Source organism: Acinetobacter entericus, assembly GCF_026168575.1.
Classification (GTDB): domain Bacteria; phylum Pseudomonadota; class Gammaproteobacteria; order Pseudomonadales; family Moraxellaceae; genus Acinetobacter; species Acinetobacter bouvetii.
Genome location: NZ_JAPEQW010000003.1, coordinates 1 through 19784 on the forward strand (window position 1 = coordinate 1; position 19784 = coordinate 19784).

Consider the following 19784-nt stretch of genomic DNA (forward strand, 5'->3'; position numbering starts at 1 on the left):
TCTTCATCACCGCCGATGGATGTGCATTCTACAGTATTTCCTACCCCTTGCAATACCTTTTTCTTAATATTTCAAAAAAAATGCTTCAACTGTTTATTTATTCTTCAAAATTGTGTTTTTTTCCTATTTTTTTAAGAAAATCGGTACTGAATCCCGCAATTCATCCAATAATTTTTCAGTTTTATTCTTTTCCTGCCAGTTTAAAGGCCTGCAGTCTATATATTCACAATAACCGCTTTGCCCCTCCTCAAACTGATCATCAATTTTCACTTGGTAGCTGAAACTTCCCGCGTAGCCAGCCCCAAGCCCAAACTTAAAGTCCCCGCGGCTTTGCGCCTGAAGATGAATATTGAGTCCCCCACCCTGAATATTCCACTCAAACTCTCTCGGCAAATACATTTTTTTATAGTTTGGCGTTATTACCGCCGGATAAAGCCGATGTACATGGAAGTGCACGCCGTCATCACACATCCAGACATGATTGTCTTTGAAGTTTTTCAAATATGCGCGTGATTGCAAAACGCGGTTCATTCGATCCCGGGTTTGCATCACAATCAGCTGACGCTGAGCGCTCAAGTTGACAATTTGCGCGGTATAAAATGCGATTGGAATAAAGGAAAAGTTCATCACGCGGGCAAACTCTAATGAACCCAATTGCTGAATTGAAAAATACTGCCCTTTGTAGTTCAGCTCTCCCGAACACTCGCACAATTGTGACCAATATTCTGCCAGCCCCATTCGGAGCTTATTGAAATAGCACAATGCGCCTGCTGTTTTAATATTTAAGCTGAAGCTGAGTTCACTATCGGCCCGCTGCAATTTAAATTCTGGGAAATGGCCACTGAAACTTTCCCGGTCTAAAAAATGAAAGGCATTGGCTTGAAAACTGCAGTCACGGTCTATGGCATAGCCGCTGAACTGCCCAGCCATATGCATGCTGCAGCTGGACATTACCGTTGCGGTATTTTGATTTAAACTGGCTTTAACGCCTTCCTGGCAAAAAATATCGGCATTTGGCCGGCCAATGACGCTGATAAAATTCAAATAATGCAGCGGTGCAGGAAGATTGGGGATTTTCAGCCCCAAAAGAACGGTTTTGTATTGGGAGGTTTGCGCATGCAGAGGCAATCGGCGCGGAAGTTTTGCCGGAGTCTGATTCAGCTGTTTGGATTGATCTAAGAAACCTTTAAACAACTGCATATCAAACTCCTTACATCATTATGCTGCCGTATTTTTCCGCGCAAGGAAGGTTGTTACAAAACCTGATAGCGCATAAATCAGGGAAATCACTAAAATGCCGACAGGAATGTTGTAGGTTACCGCCGCCAAGACAAACACCATGATTGGCAAGACTGCAAAAGGCACACGCTTACGGTCTACCGTTTTGAAGGAATAATATTTAATGTTGGAGATCATCAATAAGCCAACAGCAATAATCATCACAGCATTCGTGATTTGAATGCCGGTTTCCCGCAAATCAAACACCGCCGGGAAATCACGGGCAACCAGCACCAGTGAAATAATCATCACTGCCGCCAAAGGGCTGGCCACACCGATAAAGTAACGCTTATCCACCACGCCGATCTGCACATTAAAACGCGCTAAACGGAACGCTGCGCATGCGGTATAGACAAAGCAGGCGGCCAAGCCGATGCGGCCTAAATCGTGCAGGCTCCAGCTGTACATCAGGATTGCAGGCGCTACGCCAAAAGCCAGCAGGTCAGACAAAGAGTCAAACTGCTCGCCAAAGGGGCTTTGAGCGCCGATTGCGCGTGCAACACGCCCATCAAGGCCATCAAACAGAGCAGCGATAAAAATGGCATAGACCGCTTGGGTATATTCGCCATTCATGCTGGCGATAATGGAATAAAACCCCGACAGCAGCGCTGCCGTGGTAATTAAGTTTGGCCACAGGTAGATGCCGCGACGTTTGACCTTCTGGCCTTCATGGGTATGCTCCTCTTCTTCCACTTCAAAAGTGATGCCATCAAAAGCACTTTCTTCCTTTGAAGAAATGTCCCGCTCAGGTTTATTTATATTTGTCATTCTCAGATCCTAACTGTGACCTTTTGTTGCTTTACATCTTTAATCGCTGGTTATTCGCCAACCAGCCAGCGAACAGCAGCATGACCGCCATTTTCACTCATGCGAAGATGCGGGAACAGCCATTGCAATGCTTCATCTGCATCTTCAGAAAATTTCCAAGGCGGGTTAATAACCAGCAAACCGCAGCCATTTAGGCCGACTGGCGTATCATCCGGCCACACGCACACTTCACAAATCAATTGACGGCGGATGCCTGTTTTGAACATTTTCTTTTCAAAGCGCTCAATCATCGCTCGGTCTTTAATTGGATACCATACCGCAAATACGCCTGTCGGCCATTTTTTGTAAGCGGCTGCCAGCAATTCCACCAACTGCGGGAAATCTTTGCGTTCCAATTCGTAAGGCGGGTCAATCATCACCAGGCCGCGCTTCTCTTTCGGCGGAATCACTCCCAATAAGCCTTCATACGCATCCCGTTCATGCAGACCGGCGCGCTTATCGAAAATATTGTGGCGCAGCTGCTGAAATACATCCCGCTGCATTTCAAAAATGGTCGCTTTATCTATTTCACGCATGCCTTCCAAAGCAAACCATGGCGAGCCCGGGTAAGCGCCTTTGCCAAAGTTTTCACGCATTTTCTCAACAATTTTCAAGTATTGCTGCACACCTTCCGGCGCATTGCGCTTAATTGAATCATCAAGCTTTACCAGACGATGAATGCCGTTTAAAAATTCACCAGATTTTTGCGCTTCAGCTGTAGATAAATCATATTTACCCGCACCGCCATGTGTATCAATATAGCGGTATGGTTTATCTTTTGCATTCAGTCGAGTCAATAGCTGAAGCAGCAATACGTGCTTCATGACATCGGCAAAGTTGCCTGCATGGAAGTGGTGACGGTAATTCATGTTTCAATAATTCCTGATTTCAACTGCTATTTTAGCATGAAAAATAGTTTCATTCCGATGCTTATCTTGCTCTAGAATAGCTGACCTTTTTTCTGATCTTTTACGGTTTTGCCTATGGACGCTGTTCAGCTCCCAAAGTCCTGGAATGTTGATCACATCTTAAATGATTTGGATCAGCATGGATTTGCAATCATTGATCATGCCTATGCCGCAGAATATGTGCATGCATTGGCTGGAGAATGCACTTTGCACTTAAACCAATTCCGCGATGCTGCCATTCAGAATGGCGTGGTCAGCAATATCCGCAGTGACCATATTTTATGGATTAATGAGGAGCTAAGTAACGCTCAGCAGCACATTCAGTATTTAAACGCCCTTTCAAATTGCATGAATCAGGCGTTTTTTTTGGGCATTCAAGAAGCTGAAGCGCACTTTGCCTGCTACAACGCGGGGGAGTTTTACGCCCTGCACCGCGATAATCCGCAAGGGAAAAATGGCAGGATTATTTCAACCGTCTATTATCTGCATGAAGAGTGGCAGGAAGACTGGGGCGGTGAACTTCGCCTGCAGGACAAAAATGATCAATGGCACATCATCGCGCCCAAAACCAACCGCATTGCGATTTTCCAAAGCGACTTGCTGCATGAAGTGCTGCCGGCGAAACATCAGCGCTTATCCATTACCGCATGGCTGCGCAGCGGCAATTCGATTTGGTAAGCTTTTAATTGAAGGATTCATCCTCATATAACACTCATTGCAAAAAGAGGAAGCCTCCCATGTCTGACCATATTAAACCCATCATCCAGCGCATTGGTGAGACCGATCAGCTGTTTTTGCAAGGCAATACCCCTGAACTCGCCCTGGAACGCGCAGATCTGCGCCTGCAGCTGGTGACGCTCAGCCAATTGCGCCAAGAGCAGATTCATTTTCTGCAAGAAGCTGTCGTGTTATTAGAGCAAGGCCGGCTGGAGTTTGATGAGATGCCGCTGCGCTTATACGTCGACCTGTCTCTGCATTTGGCTAAAGCCTATATGCTGTATTTTGAAATCACCCGCGAAGAGCGTTTTGCCATTATTACCCAGCAGATTTTAAAACCGATCACGCATGATGATTTCGGCGATATTTATTTCTTTCTGGCTTATGCTGCCGCTTCAAAAAAGGAACCCTCCTTAACCCGCCATTGGCTTAAAAAATACAGCGCAACGCAGGCTTTTGATTTAGAACTGCTCCGCCAGCACCCTGCTTTCGAAGCTTTTCATCAAGATGCATGGTTCAGCCAAATGCTTCAGAGCAAACTGCACTAAGCCGCGCTGCGGAAATATCCCCGCTGATATTCAAATGAAAGCCTGCATGCCGCTGCTCAAAAAAAATGCCCCTAATGAGGCATTTTTTTCGGCTTATGTATCGCTTAAAACAAGTTCAGAACTTGCGGTCAACCTTTACAAACTTAAGCAGTCTGCAGTTTATAGGCATCCATATGCAGCTGCTGGTTCAGCTCGTCAATCCAAATGGCCCAGTCATCATCCTGCACCAAATGACTGATTAAAAAATCACGCTGCGCTTTATTCCAAAACGGCGCATCATGCAGATTTTCCTGCGCGGAAAGCTGATGCGTTCTGACATACAGTTCAATCGCTGCAGGACTGCTGGCTAACCCCAATTGAGAAAACAATAAAGCTAAGGATGGTGTATTGTGATTGAGCATCTTGCCCTCCTTATCAACAAATCTGTCATTTATTATTAAATTAACTTATATGATATTTATAAAAAAACCTAGCGCTTTTTGCCAGGTTTGTTGTTTCAATTTGTGATTATAAATTGCACGAGCCTGAAAGCTTGTGTTCCGTGTGCAATTGCTCATTTAAAATATCCACCACCATGGCCCAGTCATCATCTTTTTTCCAATGACTGAGGATAAAATCCTGCTGCGACTTGCTCCAAAATTCAGCTTTGTGCAGCGGAATATCCATCGTCAGCTGATGAGTTTCGATAAACTGGTCGATGGCTTCAGGACTTGAATCCAACCCCAGCTGATCAAAAAAAAGTTCTAACGTCGGCTGCTGATCAAACATACGATTCTCTCCAAGCCTGAATGCTTCTCCTTAAACTTAGCCTGAAGCCGCAGCTGTTGCAATTGCCAAGGCTGTAAAGCATGTTATTTTTTGTTTATTTTTCATCCTCACTCAGCTCTCAGCCGCACCCTTCAGGCATAAAAAAGCACCCCGAATGGAGTGCTTTTTTAAACTTAATCTAGAAAGATTAAATTATTTGATCATGTCAGCAACCGCTGCACGTTCTTCTTCCAACTCGTTTAGAGTGAAGTTGATACGCTCACGGCTGAATTCATCGATTTCAAGACCTTGAACGATTTTGTATTCGCCGTTTTCAGTTGTTACAGGGAAACCGAACATCACGCCTTCAGGAATACCGTAAGAACCGTCAGAAGGAATACCCATAGTTACCCATTTGCCGTTCGTGCCAAGAGCCCAATCGCGCATATGGTCGATTGCAGCATTCGCAGCAGACGCAGCTGAAGACAAACCGCGCGCTTCGATGATCGCCGCGCCGCGTTTACCAACTGTAGGAAGGAACACATCTTTGTTCCAAGCTGCATCGTTGATTTTGTCTTTTAAGCTTTCGCCGTTTACAGTCGCGAAACGGTAGTCAGCATACATTGTTGGAGAGTGGTTGCCCCAAACAGTCATAGTTTCGATATCAGAAACTGCAACACCCGCTTTTTGAGCAAGCTGAGTCAACGCACGGTTGTGGTCTAGACGAAGCATAGCGGTGAAGTTTTTCGCTGGAAGATCTGGAGCAGATTTCATAGCGATGTAAGCGTTCGTATTTGCTGGGTTGCCGACAACAAGCACTTTAACATCACGGCTTGCCACTTCGTTCAGCGCTTGGCCTTGACCAATGAAGATTTCGCCATTCACTTTAAGCAAGTCAGCACGTTCCATGCCAGGACCGCGTGGACGTGAACCAACCAATAATGCATAGTCAGCATCTTTGAATGCAACTTTAGGATCATCAGTACCGATCATGCCTTCCAACAATGGGAATGCGCAGTCGTCAAGTTCCATCATTACGCCTTTAAGCGCAGCTTGAGCTTTCTCAAAAGGAACTTCGAGCAATTGCAAAATAACTGGTTGATCTTTACCTAGCATTTCACCGCTTGCGATACGGAATAATAGGCTGTAACCAATTTGACCTGCGGCGCCAGTAACGGCAACACGAACTGCTTGCTTCATCTAATTATCTCCAATTGAGGATATTCAATGCGATTAAATAGTTAGTCCATTTAATCTAATAATCATAAACGCCGAAGATTGTACTCCAATCCTTTGGCAGTTGCATGTAAAAGAGAATGCTTTTCAACAAAAGTATGATAGGAAATATAAATTAAATCTCTTTAAACATTCAGAAAGAGCCTTTAATAATGAATGAAGATGGGCAGTTGCTCGAGACAATGCCAGTGCATGGCCTATAGGCGCCATTACTTTTGTAGCAGATTTTAATGTCGGTCAAAATGCTGCCGGCATAGGACGGCTGGCAGCTGAACTGCACGCCATTAACCGGCAGGCCGCTATTCAGCCGGACCATTTTGCTACGCAATGCTGCGGACTGCATTTGACGGGTTTCCTGACTGGTCAGCTCTTCAGGAATTTTCAGCTTCTCCGCATAATTAATGATGGTGCGGAAATACTGACTGGCATTCATCGGCACACAGCCGCCAATTTCATGCCAAAGCGCATTACGCGCATTTTCATCCGGCATTACCCGTGCAACCACTTTGGCCTGAATAGGCGACAGTTTCACTGCACTGCCGGCAACGCAGTCCTTTGAACGGGTTTCCGGAAATAAACCCGTGATATTCAGAGAATAGCCTTCAAGGCATTTGCGTTTTTTATTGCGCTGCGGGTCTAATGAACATACCGCCGGCACCAGCTGCACATTCATCATATAGCCCTGCACTGCCGGGGCCGCAAAAACAGCAGGTGCAGCCAAATAACTGCCCACCGCCATAAGCGGAGCCAGCCATCGTGCTTTAATACTGCCGTTCATCAACCGCATTCAGCTTTCCCCCAATAATCGATCCATTCAGCTTTCAGGCATTTCTGTTTATTGCGCACTGCGCATCGGGATAATCTGCATGCGCTTGCCAATGGACTGCGCGCCCTGCCCCAGCAGCAGCCCATAATGCGTTGCATTGGTCATCACATGTTTTACATAATCACGCGTTTCGGTTAAAGGGATGGTTTCTGCATACTGGTCTGCAGCAATCCCTTGTTCCTCCGGCTGCCAGCGGCGCGCACGGTTTGGACCTGCGTTATAGCCTGCTGTCGCCAAGACAGGACTGTTGCTCAGCTGGCTTTGAATCATTGACAAATAGAACGTGCCATAGCGGATATTGGTATTCATATCCGTGAGGGCTGCCGGATTGTAGGTTTCACCCATTTGCCTTGCTACCAATTTTGCCGTATCCGGCATAATTTGCATCAGGCCGCCAGCACCTACATGAGACCGAGCATTGGAAACAAAACGGCTTTCCTGACGCATCAGGCCATAAGCCCATGCTGGATCAATCCCGGCATTGCGGCTGTGGCTCACAACATAGGACTGGTGCGGCATTGCATAGCGCAGGCTGTAGTTATGCTGATTTACTGTCCGGTCAGCGGCGTAAATGGCCCGGTCATACCAGCCCATATCGGTTGCGCGTTTCGCTGCAGCTAAAAGCAAGCCGTCATCTTTCTTCAAATAAGCCTGGCGTACTGCCCAATTCCACTCTCGGTTAATGTAATTATCCGGCGCATTGACGTTGCGAAGCGCAAATGCACGGCGGAAGTGAATATCTTGACTCAAACGCTGCGCATCAGCATTGCTGGGCTGGACGTTGCTTGGCACGCTGCTGTAGCTTTGGCCAACATGATCTTTTGCCAGCAAATTATGATAATCGTCGCCCTGCGCCAAACGCTTATAGATTTCCTGCGCAGTGCGTTTTGAAGAGGCATCGCCGCGCTGTTCTGAAGCCCGCGCCAGCCAATACTGCCATCGGTCTTCCTGCCGCTGTGTCACGCTCATGCTGTTGATAGCGCGGATTAAGCTTTCCCAAGCACTGAAGCGGATAGCCTGACGCGCATAAATTTCCGCTTCCTCTGGACTGAATGGTAAGCCATAGCTGGCATCCAAATAGTTCAGCACATCCCGGCTGAAATTATTCTTCATCACTGTGGTGCCGCCGATATAGCCGACTGTCCGGTACAATGCCCGCTGCACATCCGCAGGCACGCCATCCACGGCCCGTTTGGCGGATGTCATAGCCGCGCTTAAATCACTGTCGGCCAAACGGCCCAAGGCATAAATCAAATACGCCTGCTCTTCTTTAGTATTTTTGGGTGCAGACCATAAATAATTGATCGGGTCTGACTGAATGCTGTTCAGCTGCGCCAGCGACAAATTCATATTAATGCTTTGCGCCGTTGCGATCGCCTGTCCAGACTGTCCTGCGCGCAATTGCCCCCACAGGCGCTGCTGCCGGTCCTGTTCCGTCATCAGCGGACTGGACAGCATCATGCGTCCAAGCCCTGTACAAGATTCAGGCTGTGAATTGGTGGTGAGCCAGACATCTTTAAATTCAGCAAACACCAGCGGATCACCTGAACGGGCGCGGACTTGCGCCACAGCGCAGGTCTCAGCCTGATCTGGATTGGTCACGTACGGTAAAATCGGCTGCGCAGATGAAAAATCCGCCATTTTGACTTTTTCTTCGACATAATCGGCTGCCAGTTTTTCAGCCATGGCCGATTGCGGATAGCGCTGCGCAAAACTGGCAATTTGAGAAGCAGGCTGTGAAGCCAAATTTGTATTCAATATCCAATATTCTGGGTAGTATCCTAAAGCGTCGTTCTGCATTGAATACTGGTATTGCTGCAGCAGGGCGGTATCGCCTGAATTGGCTGCGCGCAGCGCCTCATTAAATTGCTCATCCGCTGCTTGCGCTGTAAAGGAGATGCAGGCCGAAACTGCGCCTAAAGCAAGCAATTGATAGTATTTATTGAGTTTCCAGACTTTATTTAACATCCACGCGCCTTCTTTGATTCACTTTTAGCCGTAATTGCAGTGTGCTAATCATTATTCAGTTAGTTTAATAACTCTAAACCAGCTGTATTGTTGTGTTATGTAACCTTATGATTAAACAATATTAATCTTCAAACATTTTTACTTCACAAATCAATCTTTAATGCTTGATATTTGGGGCTATAAGTTTATATCGAATTACTGTTAAAATACGCGCCTTTCATAAATTATAGATATTAATTTAAGCCAGCCCTGCTGCTGATGCCTTTTTACGCATCCGTACGCCAGCGGCCAGCCGTTAATATTTGCCGTTTTTCCTTTAGGAGCCTACATGACGGTTCAAACCTTCATTCCGAATGGTGCCAAAGCTGCCTCAGAAAACACTGTTACCCAGCCACAGCACACCCCAGCCATCGATGGATCAGTTAAAAAGCTGTATATCGAAACGCAAGGGTGTCAGATGAATGAGTATGACAGTCACCGTATGGCAGACTTACTGGGCGACTCGCACGGTTATGTGCTGACCAATGATCCGAAAGAAGCCGATATTCTGCTGATGAATACCTGCTCAATTCGCGAAAAAGCCCAAGAAAAAGTCTTTTCTGAGTTAGGCCGCTGGCGCAAGCTCAAAGACAAAAACCCGGATCTGATTATTGGCGTGGGCGGCTGTGTGGCGTCACAGGAAGGCGACAACATTCAAAAGCGCGCCAACTATGTCGACATGATTTTTGGCCCACAAACCTTGCACCGCCTGCCGCAAATGCTGGATCAGCATTTTGATCAAATCGAAAAACCCAAGAAAGAAAAAATCAAACTGGTGGATATTTCATTCCCGGACATTGAAAAATTCGACTTCCTGCCTGAGCCGCGTGTAGATGGTTACAAGGCTTTTGTTTCCATTATGGAAGGCTGTTCGAAATACTGCTCATTCTGCGTTGTGCCGTATACTCGAGGTGAAGAAGTTTCTCGCCCGCTGGATGACGTGCTTGCAGAAATTGCGACGTTGGCAGAAAAAGGCGTTCGCGAAATTTCACTGCTGGGCCAAAACGTCAATGGCTACCGCGGTGAAACCTTTGACGGCGACATCTGCACATTTGCAGACTTGCTGCGCTTGGTTGCAGAAATTCCAGGCATTGGCCGACTGCGCTATACGACGTCTCATCCGCTTGAATTTAATGATGATTTAATTCAATGCTACCGCGACTTGCCGCAAATGGTTTCACATCTGCACCTGCCGGTGCAAAGCGGTTCAAACGATGTCCTTCAGGCCATGAAGCGCAATCACACCATTGATGTTTATATTGAGAAAATTGCCAAACTGCGCCAAGTGCGCCCAGATATGCACTTGTCTTCAGACTTCATCATCGGCTTCCCGGGGGAAACTGATGAAAACTTTGAAGAAACCTATCAATTCATTAAAGATATGGATTTTGACCACTCTTATAGCTTTATCTATTCAAAACGCCCAGGCACGCCTGCGTCAGAACTTGAAGACACCACGCCTGAAGATGTGAAAAAAGAACGCTTAGCCAAAGTTCAAAAATGGATTAAACGCTCAAGCATTGATAAGACTGATGCTATGCTGGGCAGTATTCAGCGCGTGCTGGTTGAAAAGGTTTCAGATAAAGACCCGAACCTGCTGGTCGGCACTGCAGACAATACCCGCTATGTGACATTTATTGGCGATGCAACTTGGGTTGGACGCTTTGCAGAGATTGAAATCACTGAAATAAAAACTTTGAATTTAGTTTACGGCGAGCTCTTGAATCTTGAACCTGACGTGGCGTAATGTAAGAGCTGAACTCAAGACAACTTAAGGAATTCTCTTGACTGCAGCGATTCGGCGTACAGTAACTTTTCCTGGTGTTTCACTTGACCGTTTGCAAAGCATGCTTGGCGCATATAACGGTCATTTGAAGCAAATCGAACAACGTTTAGATGTCAAAATTTCCCATCGCGGCGATGCCTTTTTTGTCGATGGCGAAATTGATGCGGTAGAGAGAGCGGAAGGTCTGTTGCACCGTCTGCATGAAGAGTCAGAAACCACCAATCAAATCAGCGCGGACACCTTGCATCTGATGATTCAAGGCAGCCAAACTGACCGTGAACTGCAGGAAGATTTCGAAGGCCAAGAACATAGCGGCTTAGAAGATATTTATCTGCAGACCCGCAAAGGACGTATTAATCCGCGCGGCGCCAACCAAAAACGCTATGTACAGCGCATTTTGCAAAGTGATATTTCCTTCGGGATTGGGCCGGCAGGGACAGGCAAAACCTATCTGGCTGTTGCAGCCGCTGTAGATATGCTGGAGCGTAATGAAATTCAGCGCATTCTGCTGGTCCGCCCTGCCGTTGAAGCCGGTGAAAAACTCGGTTTCCTGCCCGGCGATTTAAGCCAGAAAATTGATCCCTACCTGCGCCCTTTATATGACGCACTGTATGAAATGCTCGGTTTTGAAAAAGTCGCCAAACTGATTGAACGCCAAGTGATCGAAGTTGCGCCCCTCGCCTATATGCGCGGCCGCACCTTAAATCATTCTTTTGTGATTTTGGACGAAGCGCAGAACACCACACCGGAACAGATGAAAATGTTCCTGACCCGTTTAGGCTTTGGCTCACGTGCTGTCATCACAGGTGATATTACACAGGTCGATTTGCCGCGCGGCCAGCAGTCCGGCTTATCGCATGCTCTGCGTGTGATTGAAAAAATCAAAGAAATTCATATTACCCGTTTCCATTCCCGCGATGTGGTGCGTCATCAATTGGTGCAGAAAATTGTTGAAGCCTATGAGGGATGGGACAGTGAACAGCAGCGCCTAAGCGCTGCAGCCCGTGCAGAGCGCAAGGCGCTTCAGGACGCATTAATTGCCGACAATGACGCCAAAGCCGATGCACAAAATGAACAGAATTAAGGATTCATTTTGAAACTTAGCCTCACCCTGCAGCAGGATTTTCAAGCGCCTGAGCTGGTGCTGAAACGCGCCTATATCAAAAAGACAGTGGAAACCGCTTTACGCTATATCGGCACTCAAAGCGACTGCGAGATCGGCATTGCCTGCGTAGGCCATGAAGAAAGCCATAAATTGAATCTGGAATATCGTAAAAAAGACAAACCGACCAATGTGCTGTCTTTTCCAAGCGATCTTCCAGACGAGATGGCTGAAATTTTAGATGTGTTTCCTATTGGAGATCTAGTCATCTGCATCCCTGTGGTATTGCAGGAAGCAGCTGAACAGCAGAAAACGCCGATTGAGCATTTCACCCATATGCTGGTGCATGGCGCATTGCATTTAATGGGCTATGACCATGAAACGTCTGATGAAGATGCTGAAGAAATGGAAGCCCTGGAAATTCAGATTCTCAAGAAACTTGGCTTTGAAAATCCCTATACTGTCAAAGAAGATTAAAAAATAAAAAAGCGGGCTTAGGTCCGCTTTTTTATACCTGCAGGATACTTACACATTATCTTGCTCCTCACGTAATAATCATAAATGCAGGTTCACGATGAAATACGTGGTCGTTTGCAAAGCAAGAATTAAACATTTTGATGAACACTATGTGCAAACAGCACAAAAAATGCGTGAAAAAGCACTGAAAGAATTTAATTGCCAGCACTTTGAAGCGCTCTGTGAAGAAAGTCAAGAAATTGCGCTATCGTATTGGAATAGTTTATCGGATATTCAGGCTTGGCATCAGGATGCAGAGCACATTGCAGCTGGGTAAAGAGCAATGGTACGCGCATTTCAGTGTAGAAGTCTGTGAAGTACAGCGCCGCTACAGCAGTCCTAGCTCAAAACAATCTATATAAACTGACTGAACTCTCGTTATTAAATAACGGCAGATCCATTGCAATTTTGCGAACGCTCACAAGTTATGCACACATGCATTTGCAATTTCAGCGGCTTCTCAACGGGAATGCTCTTACAGCTGACAGGATTTATGCTAAAAATAGTTAGAACAGCTGTGCGCTCGGAGTACTTCTTTATGAATCGGTTTTTATCAGCAAGAATATTGAGGCAAAAAAGCAGCATGAAATATATGCTGGCTCCCCTGCTGTTAACAGCATGCTGTTTTTCTATACCGCTGCATGCAGAAACGCCAAAACCATGTCCAGAGACATCTTTCAAGCAAGCAGATCAAGCTTGGGCTGGGCATTATTATTTAGAAGGCGTGATGGAGGTCGGTTCTGAACTGCTGCTAGAGCCGAACGGCAAATTTAAATGGTATTTGGCTGTAGGCGCTTTAGATCAGTATGCCGAAGGCACATGGTGGCAAAATGGCAACTGCATTGGCCTGAAAGCCGCGCCAAAATATCGTCCGCATTTACAGATTTTCCCCACTCAGCTGAGCATCTCAGAAAAAAATCTTGAAGCGGTTTGGATGGATGGCCGCCAACAAGGGCGCTATGTGTTAGCCCAGCGGGAGAACAGCGCCGAATAGCAACAGCAGGCTGCACAGAATGTGCGGCATCATGCTTTCCTTAATGGACTTCAAACTCAGCTTCGGCTGGATCAAAACGCCAAGTGCGCACAATGCGCAGTTCTGAAATGTCTTTCATTTTGGCATCAAAACCGCCAAAAGGCGCAGCTTTGCGGACGGATGTTTTCGCCGCCTCATCCAGCATGGCATGCCCTGAACTGTCAATTAAGCGGATTGCGCGGATACCGCCGCTGCTGTTGAGAATCACCATCAGCCGCACTTCCCCGGCTAAGCGCTGCTGCTTGGCTGCATCTGGATAATAGCGGTTGCCGTAGAATTCGACTTTTTGACGGAATTTTTCCATATAAGCCGCCGTGTTGTCCTGCTTGGCCTGAATGCCGTCAATGGTTTTGATTTTCTGCTGGCGGCTGAAATTCTGCTGGCGCTGCAGGTATTGCGCTTCAATGCTGGCAATCATGGCCGCTTTAGCCTGAAATTGGCTTTGCATTTCATCAACTGCTTTTTTGCGCTTATTTTCCTCAGCCTGCTTCTGCCAGCTTAAGGTCGTCATCAGCACTTTTTCTTCAAAATTCAGCTCGCGCTTCTGCTGCATTTTTTCCAGCGTTTCCTGCCGCTGCTCCCCGGCAGCCTGATCCACCATAGGCGCAGGCATATCCGTCGCCATACGGTGCGCTTCACGGAACTTGCCCGAACCCTGCTGATCGGCCTGCGCTAAAAAGTCAGCATCATCCACCTTGCTTTCACTGGGACGCAAGGAAACCGCAATTTCTTTGGTCATCACATCACTTTCTTGCGGCATGGCAAATTGCAGCGTTAAGACAGTTAAATGCAAAACCGCAGCCAAGCCCAATGCACCGGTAAAAATCGGGTCTTTCCACCAGTCTTGAATTAAAGGCTTAAAGGTCATTTTTTTCAGCATCACATTATTACGACAATTTGCCGAATTCCCCAAACACTCGAAATGAGTATAAAATAAAACATCGTTTTCACTTTTCAAGTGAAACTGACAAATCCATCAATAAATGGACTGAGCGTATTTAAAATCATAAAAATGGTGCAATTAATTTTGCTAAACTGCAAGCTCGGAACCTTGTATTTTTTACATAATTCGACAAGACACATCAAAATTTTTAAAAAGCTCATTCGCTGGGACGCTATTTATGCAAACGCTCATTTCCAATATTTCGCGACGCATACGCCAAGTGTATCAAAAGGCGGAAGGGTTTATTGAAGATGAACGCGAATTTCCGATGTCTCAGGTTTTTCTGAATGCCACTTTTCAGCGTTTTGTAACCGACAATGTAAAAATGCTGCAAGACCTGCACGCAGACCTGCACGATGACTGGCTTCGCCTGTATGCCACGCTGAATTACAACGGCCTGAACATCACCCTGTCGGTTGACTTAAAACTGGTGCAGATGGAGCTGAATAAAGACACGCAGCTGATTGTCTTTGAACAAATCGGCGATACGCAGGTGATTAATGCCAAATATCCGAATATTCTTTACAAATGGGGGGTCAAGCTCGCACTGTTCTTTTATCAAAAGGTGCTGAATGACGACCCTTTAGGGATGATTTTAGAAAAGCTGAACGTCATTAAAGTCAAAGACGACTTGCTGCATTTGGACTTGAACCGCTGGCTGGGCAAAAAGCGCTCCATCATTGACACCTTAAGCAAAGTGCATGTCAACCATGCGCTTTTGCGTGAAGCGGAATTGGTGATAATTGGCAATGTGAATTTAGCCGCGCTGTTCAGTAAAATGGCGCAGGAAAAAATGGATACATGGGATGACAGCCGTTTAGAAGAAACGCACGTCACGCCCATTAAGCAGAAAGATCAATAAACAGGGACCGCGCAGCCGATTCAGCAATGAATATAAAAAGCAGCAGTAAATATACATTTGATGCAGCTTTTTAACTTTCATCTTCACAATCTGCGCGCATACTGACAGCGAATGTGAAGTACCGGTTTTTTATTGATTCGCAATAATTTAAATTCATAGGAACAATATACTTATGGCTAAGCTAACTGTTAAATCATTGGGTTTTGCTGCAGGGGTAAGCACTGCATTGCTGTTTACTGGATTCGCAAGCCAAGCGTTTGCCATGAGTCCATTCCAAGCCAGTTATCAGTTTAACTACAATGGCAAAAATTTAGGTTCAGCAACCCGCACATTAAGCCAATCCGGCAATAACTGGTCTTATGTTTTTGTCGCCAAAGCCGGCGGCATTGCCTCAGCCACTGAAAGCAGCAGCTTCAGCTTCAGCGGCGGCAGCATTACCTCAAACAGCTTTAAGCGCACCAGTAAAATTTTGGTGCATAACAACACCATGAGCATTAATTTCAACCCTGGCGCAAAAACTATCAATACCAAAAAAGATGATAAAGCGCGTTCATTCGCTTGGCGCGCCGGTGTTTTGGATGAATTGAATGCCGAGCTGCAGATTCGTGAAGACTTAAAAAATGGCAGTTTAAAATCCAGCTACTGGATTGCCGACGCCAAAGAAGTCGAAGCGCGTAAATTTGTGAAGCAAGGTGCGGAAAAAGTCAAAACCAGCTACGGAACTTTTGATACTGTTAAAGTGGTGATGAAGCATGACAAGCCAGGCCGCGAAACGGTGTTCTGGCTAGCGCCTAAATTGGACTATGCGCCCGTGAAAATGTCACACCTTGATGGCAGCACTTCTTATGGATTGCTGTTAACAGGCTATAAAGGTGCATCAAATTAATTGATTTGATCAATTTTGCTTGCATTTTTTTCGGTGCTTTTTAAAATACGCCTTTGCTTTAAAAAGCACCTGCCCTTGAGGATTCTCCCGTGTACGCACTAGAACAGAAAATCTTAGCTGAAGGTATCGTTCTATCTGAAGAAGTTCTGAAAGTCGATTCTTTCTTAAACCACCAAATTGACCCTGTCATGATGCAGCAAATTGGTCAAGAATTTGCGCGCCTATTCAAAGATGCGGGCATCACGAAAATTATTACCATTGAAGCTTCAGGTATTGCCCCTGCTGTTATGGCTGGTTTAGAACTTGGCGTTCCGGTTATTTTTGCCCGAAAATACCAGTCTTTAACGTTAAAAGATGATTTGTACCGCTCAAAAGTGTTCTCTTTCACGAAACAAGTGGAAAGCACCATTGCCATTTCTAAAAAGCATATTAATGCAGCCGATAAAGTTTTAGTGATTGATGACTTCTTAGCCAATGGTCAAGCTGCGCTTGGCTTAGCAGACTTGATTCACCAAGCCGAAGCCGAAGTAATCGGCATTGGCATTGTGATTGAAAAATCTTTCCAGCCTGGCCGTCAGGTTCTGCTGGACAAAGGCTACCGCGTAGAATCATTGGCGCGTGTTAAATCTTTGACAAATGGCACTGTTGAATTTGTCCGTGACTAAGGTCAACTCAGCGGAAAGTAAAAGAGCGCTTATGCGCTCTTTTTTTATTTATCCAATTTTGTATAATACAACACATTATTCAAATCAATAGAACTTCATATAATGAGCGATATCAAAGATACAAAATCTTTTTCCATTAACGATATTTTAAGGTGGAAAGATAATGGGGAGCTTATTATTTCTCCTAAATATCAGCGAAATAAGGTTTGGAATTTAAATGCTAAATCTTATTTAATCGATAGTATTATTCGCGGATACCCTATTCCCCAAATATTTATTCGACAACAAATAGATATCGCCACACGTCAGACTATCCGAGAAGTCATTGATGGCCAACAACGTATCACTGCCATAATAGAATTCGTAGAGAATATTTTTTCTATTCAAAAATCACATAGTAAAGAATATGGTGGAAAGAGCTACTCTGATCTATCAAATGATATTAAAGAAGAAATTCTTAATTACAATATTAGTTTTGAAATAATAAAACTCAAAAATGATGCTCGAATTTATGAAATGTTTGCCCGATTAAATACAAATAATATGGCTCTCAATAAACAAGAATTGCGTAATGCTCAATATTGGGGAGAATTTAAAGTTTTTGTTTTACAAAAAACAGCTCTTTTTAAAGAAATCTTTATTGATAAGAAAATTTTCAAAGATAAAGACTTTAGTCGAATGGCAGATGTTGACTTCATGAATTCTTTAATTATCAATACTATTGATGGAATAATTACAGATAGCCATACTAAAACAGATAATTATTACAAAAAATTTGATAAGGAATTTAGCAATATTGATGAAATCGATTTAAAAGTAACTAATATTTATAAAATCATTGACGAATTATTTTATAATCCATTATTCACCGGTAAAATATTTTATAGAAAGACCTTCTTTTACACATTATTTGCAGCTTTAAATCACCAATTATACAATTCGCTTGATAAAGATATTTATAGGAATCCGCTATTTTCATTGGAAGAAATCCATAATAATATTAGTTTACTTGTATCAAAACTTTCTTTACTTGAGGCAGAAGTAATTAATTATGAAACTGATAATGATAAAGATAATATTGCTATTGTCGACTTTGAAAAACATCATAGATCTCGCACAACAAGTAAAGATGAAAGAACAAAACGTGTAAGCATACTTTGTGAATATTTAAAATAAAATGAATAATTCTTATGTTTTAGCCGAAATTGAAAAATGGGAAGTTATATTCACTTCTCAATCCCACATTGATAATTCTCTTTATGAGTTAGCTTTTTTCAAAATTTTCATTAAGTTTGAAAAGTTTCTATCCGATTGTTTTGAAATGTATTCTATTGGAAAAAAAAGTATATATGGTTATTCTCCCAAGAGAAAACTAGAATTCATAGATCTAGATCATCTATATAAAGTGTTAAAAAAGCAAAATACATCTTTCATTAATCATTATGATGTCATAAAGAACACTTCAGAATGTTTTTTTATAGATGACCCTTTTTCTATTATTAATAAAGATGCAAACTATACAACGATTATAAATGAAATGAAGACTCTCAGTGATTATATAGCCCATGAAAGCAATTCTGCACGCAACAAATATGAAACTAAGGTATTAAACAATAAAGGTTTTATTGAACCATTTGAACATTTAAAACGAAATCATAGAAAGAAAAACATTTCTTATTATACATACTATATAAAATCAATTATAGAAATTAGCAAATTTATTATTAATCAACCCCAAAAAGTTTAAGGTCATTAAAATTATAAAGAATACACGCTACTATAAAATCATTACAAAAATGTCATATTTTAGCACTTCCGTGTTCCGGGGAAAGCGCTATGGTACAGATATTATTGAAAAACAAAGTGCTGCCCTTTGCTTTTAAGCTTTAAACGTTTTATTCAAACATCAGGCATACAGTCTATGACTACAGATTCTTCAGTTATTCCGCATACCATCAGCTGCCCGAAATGCGGCTCGTCCGATGTCGAAAAACGCAATCACGAACAAAACCTGCAAAAAATCGGCGGCGTGCTGCTCAGCGGCGCAGGCACAGCTGCCGGCACAGTAGGCGGCGCAGCATCCGGCGCATCTATAGGCGCGATGATCGGCGCGGCTGCAGGCCCGCTGGGGGTCATTATGGGCGGCACCGTAGGCACTTTTGTCGGCGCGATTGGCGTCGGCATTACTGGCGGCTTTTTAGGACACCGCTTTGGCAAAAAAGCCGGGGTGATTGTGGATCAAAACGTGTTTTTAGATTACCAATGCCAAAAATGCAAACACCGTTTTAATGAACAGCATGGCGCTAAACATGACACAGAGCAGCAAAAATAAAGCTGTACATGGTCTGAGAGTTATATAAAAAGAGCGCATATGCGCTCTTTTTATATCTTAAACTTTAAGCACTATTGCGCATTGAGCGCAGCAAACTTTTCAGCAGCTTCCGCCTTTTCCTTTTGCACAGACATTTCCTGCTTTTTATCTTGAGGAAACTCTACCGTATGCATCACAGGCATACTAAAAACCACGGAAGACATCATCATGGCACCGCAAGCCAAAACCGTACGAAATTTTAAAAGAACCATCTATTTCCCCCTTAGGAAAAATTAAAAAAATAGAATCATCCGCACACACAAAATGGATGATTCCTAAAAAAGCAGCCTCTGAGGACTGTAAAAAAGCGTGACCATTAAAATTGAATTCAATGCTTTTGAATATCACTGCAAATTGGTATTTTTTTGATCAAATTATTTAATTTAATACTTTTTAATCAGATATTTAGCATTACTCAAACACATAAAAAAAGCGAGAAAAGCACCAATTTATGCACTTTCCCCGCTCATTCGTTGCAAAGTTTTAACTGCCACCCGAACTGACAGTTAAAAACTCAAAATCTGCATCTAGACAGCTCTACATAGA

At 44.1% G+C, this 19784-nt stretch carries 22 protein-coding genes and 1 pseudogene; 13 read left to right on the forward strand and 10 right to left on the reverse strand.

Going from position 1 to position 19784, the window contains the following annotated elements; translation table 11 throughout:
- Nucleotides 1–123: 123 nt before the first annotated feature.
- From OKC24_RS02840 to OKC24_RS02850, 3 genes are read right to left on the reverse strand one after another with little or no spacing between them, the layout of a single operon-like run.
- Nucleotides 124–1200, reverse strand: coding sequence for a DUF6670 family protein (locus OKC24_RS02840; protein ID WP_131276083.1), 1077 nt, complete (start codon nucleotides 1198–1200; stop codon nucleotides 124–126).
- A gap of 18 nt (nucleotides 1201–1218) precedes the next feature.
- Entirely contained in the window at nucleotides 1219–2046 is an 828-nt protein-coding gene (gene pssA / locus OKC24_RS02845; protein WP_131276084.1) for a CDP-diacylglycerol--serine O-phosphatidyltransferase, read from the reverse strand.
- Between the two features lie 50 nt (nucleotides 2047–2096).
- Nucleotides 2097–2954, reverse strand: coding sequence for a 23S rRNA (adenine(2030)-N(6))-methyltransferase RlmJ (locus OKC24_RS02850; protein WP_005012859.1), 858 nt, complete (start codon nucleotides 2952–2954; stop codon nucleotides 2097–2099).
- Between the two features lie 114 nt (nucleotides 2955–3068).
- Here OKC24_RS02850 and OKC24_RS02855 point away from each other — a divergent pair, with 114 nt between their 5' ends.
- Together OKC24_RS02855 and OKC24_RS02860 are read left to right on the forward strand one after the other, a co-directional pair.
- Nucleotides 3069–3671 carry a 2OG-Fe(II) oxygenase gene (locus OKC24_RS02855; RefSeq protein ID WP_131276085.1) on the forward strand — a complete coding sequence of 201 codons (603 nt, stop codon included), beginning with the start codon at nucleotides 3069–3071 and terminating at the stop codon, nucleotides 3669–3671.
- Nucleotides 3672–3730: 59 nt separating this feature from the next.
- Nucleotides 3731–4258: a hypothetical protein gene (locus tag OKC24_RS02860; RefSeq protein WP_131276086.1), complete on the forward strand. Its 528-nt coding sequence runs from the start codon at nucleotides 3731–3733 to the stop codon at nucleotides 4256–4258.
- A gap of 143 nt (nucleotides 4259–4401) precedes the next feature.
- On the opposite strand, the gene OKC24_RS02865 is transcribed toward OKC24_RS02860, so the two are convergent.
- The 5 genes from OKC24_RS02865 to OKC24_RS02885 all read right to left on the reverse strand — a co-directional run bounded on the left by OKC24_RS02865 (nucleotide 4402) and on the right by OKC24_RS02885 (nucleotide 9035).
- Entirely contained in the window at nucleotides 4402–4659 is a 258-nt protein-coding gene (locus OKC24_RS02865) for a DUF2789 family protein (protein WP_005012865.1), read from the reverse strand.
- 106 nt (nucleotides 4660–4765) lie between these two features.
- A complete protein-coding gene (locus OKC24_RS02870) occupies nucleotides 4766–5026 on the reverse strand; it encodes a DUF2789 family protein (protein WP_130143869.1) in 261 nt (86 codons plus the stop codon).
- Nucleotides 5027–5218: 192 nt separating this feature from the next.
- Nucleotides 5219–6205 carry a malate dehydrogenase gene (locus tag OKC24_RS02875; protein ID WP_005012874.1) on the reverse strand — a complete coding sequence of 329 codons (987 nt, stop codon included), beginning with the start codon at nucleotides 6203–6205 and terminating at the stop codon, nucleotides 5219–5221.
- Nucleotides 6206–6374: 169 nt separating this feature from the next.
- Nucleotides 6375–7028 (reverse strand): ribonuclease T2 family protein, encoded by a 654-nt coding sequence (locus tag OKC24_RS02880; protein ID WP_130143871.1) that lies wholly within the window; start codon nucleotides 7026–7028, stop codon nucleotides 6375–6377.
- A gap of 48 nt (nucleotides 7029–7076) precedes the next feature.
- Nucleotides 7077–9035, reverse strand: coding sequence for a lytic transglycosylase domain-containing protein (locus tag OKC24_RS02885; RefSeq protein ID WP_131276087.1), 1959 nt, complete (start codon nucleotides 9033–9035; stop codon nucleotides 7077–7079).
- A 328-nt stretch (nucleotides 9036–9363) separates the two neighbouring features.
- Between OKC24_RS02885 and miaB the strand changes: the two genes are divergently transcribed.
- From miaB to OKC24_RS02910, 5 genes and pseudogenes are all read left to right on the forward strand, one after another.
- Nucleotides 9364–10821 carry a tRNA (N6-isopentenyl adenosine(37)-C2)-methylthiotransferase MiaB gene (miaB, locus tag OKC24_RS02890; protein ID WP_219190748.1) on the forward strand — a complete coding sequence of 486 codons (1458 nt, stop codon included), beginning with the start codon at nucleotides 9364–9366 and terminating at the stop codon, nucleotides 10819–10821.
- A 37-nt stretch (nucleotides 10822–10858) separates the two neighbouring features.
- Nucleotides 10859–11944 carry a PhoH family protein gene (locus OKC24_RS02895; protein ID WP_130143874.1) on the forward strand — a complete coding sequence of 362 codons (1086 nt, stop codon included), beginning with the start codon at nucleotides 10859–10861 and terminating at the stop codon, nucleotides 11942–11944.
- Between the two features lie 9 nt (nucleotides 11945–11953).
- Entirely contained in the window at nucleotides 11954–12439 is a 486-nt protein-coding gene (gene ybeY / locus OKC24_RS02900; RefSeq protein WP_005012886.1) for an rRNA maturation RNase YbeY, read from the forward strand.
- A gap of 97 nt (nucleotides 12440–12536) precedes the next feature.
- Nucleotides 12537–12840 (forward strand): annotated as a pseudogene (locus OKC24_RS02905) (antibiotic biosynthesis monooxygenase family protein).
- A 221-nt stretch (nucleotides 12841–13061) separates the two neighbouring features.
- Nucleotides 13062–13472 (forward strand): hypothetical protein, encoded by a 411-nt coding sequence (locus OKC24_RS02910; RefSeq protein WP_165499125.1) that lies wholly within the window; start codon nucleotides 13062–13064, stop codon nucleotides 13470–13472.
- A 40-nt stretch (nucleotides 13473–13512) separates the two neighbouring features.
- Here OKC24_RS02910 and OKC24_RS02915 read toward each other — a convergent pair whose 3' ends face one another.
- Complete coding sequence (locus tag OKC24_RS02915; RefSeq protein ID WP_131276090.1) at nucleotides 13513–14391, reverse strand: energy transducer TonB; 879 nt, start codon at nucleotides 14389–14391, stop codon at nucleotides 13513–13515.
- Nucleotides 14392–14632: 241 nt separating this feature from the next.
- On the opposite strand from OKC24_RS02915, the gene OKC24_RS02920 reads away from it, so the two are divergent.
- The 6 genes from OKC24_RS02920 to OKC24_RS02945 all read left to right on the forward strand — a co-directional run bounded on the left by OKC24_RS02920 (nucleotide 14633) and on the right by OKC24_RS02945 (nucleotide 19199).
- Nucleotides 14633–15316, forward strand: a complete 684-nt coding sequence (locus tag OKC24_RS02920; RefSeq protein ID WP_131276091.1) for a hypothetical protein — start codon at nucleotides 14633–14635, stop codon at nucleotides 15314–15316.
- 172 nt (nucleotides 15317–15488) lie between these two features.
- Nucleotides 15489–16202 carry a DUF3108 domain-containing protein gene (locus tag OKC24_RS02925; protein WP_131276092.1) on the forward strand — a complete coding sequence of 238 codons (714 nt, stop codon included), beginning with the start codon at nucleotides 15489–15491 and terminating at the stop codon, nucleotides 16200–16202.
- 89 nt (nucleotides 16203–16291) lie between these two features.
- On the forward strand, nucleotides 16292–16867 hold the full coding sequence (locus tag OKC24_RS02930) for a xanthine phosphoribosyltransferase (RefSeq protein ID WP_131276093.1): 576 nt from the start codon (nucleotides 16292–16294) through the stop codon (nucleotides 16865–16867).
- A gap of 102 nt (nucleotides 16868–16969) precedes the next feature.
- A complete protein-coding gene (locus tag OKC24_RS02935) occupies nucleotides 16970–18043 on the forward strand; it encodes a DUF262 domain-containing protein (RefSeq protein WP_265464759.1) in 1074 nt (357 codons plus the stop codon).
- A gap of 1 nt (nucleotide 18044) precedes the next feature.
- A complete protein-coding gene (locus OKC24_RS02940) occupies nucleotides 18045–18614 on the forward strand; it encodes a hypothetical protein (protein WP_265464761.1) in 570 nt (189 codons plus the stop codon).
- A gap of 174 nt (nucleotides 18615–18788) precedes the next feature.
- Nucleotides 18789–19199: a hypothetical protein gene (locus OKC24_RS02945; RefSeq protein WP_131276096.1), complete on the forward strand. Its 411-nt coding sequence runs from the start codon at nucleotides 18789–18791 to the stop codon at nucleotides 19197–19199.
- Between the two features lie 71 nt (nucleotides 19200–19270).
- Here OKC24_RS02945 and OKC24_RS02950 read toward each other — a convergent pair whose 3' ends face one another.
- A complete protein-coding gene (locus OKC24_RS02950; protein WP_131276097.1) occupies nucleotides 19271–19450 on the reverse strand; it encodes a hypothetical protein in 180 nt (59 codons plus the stop codon).
- Nucleotides 19451–19784 lie beyond the last annotated feature (334 nt).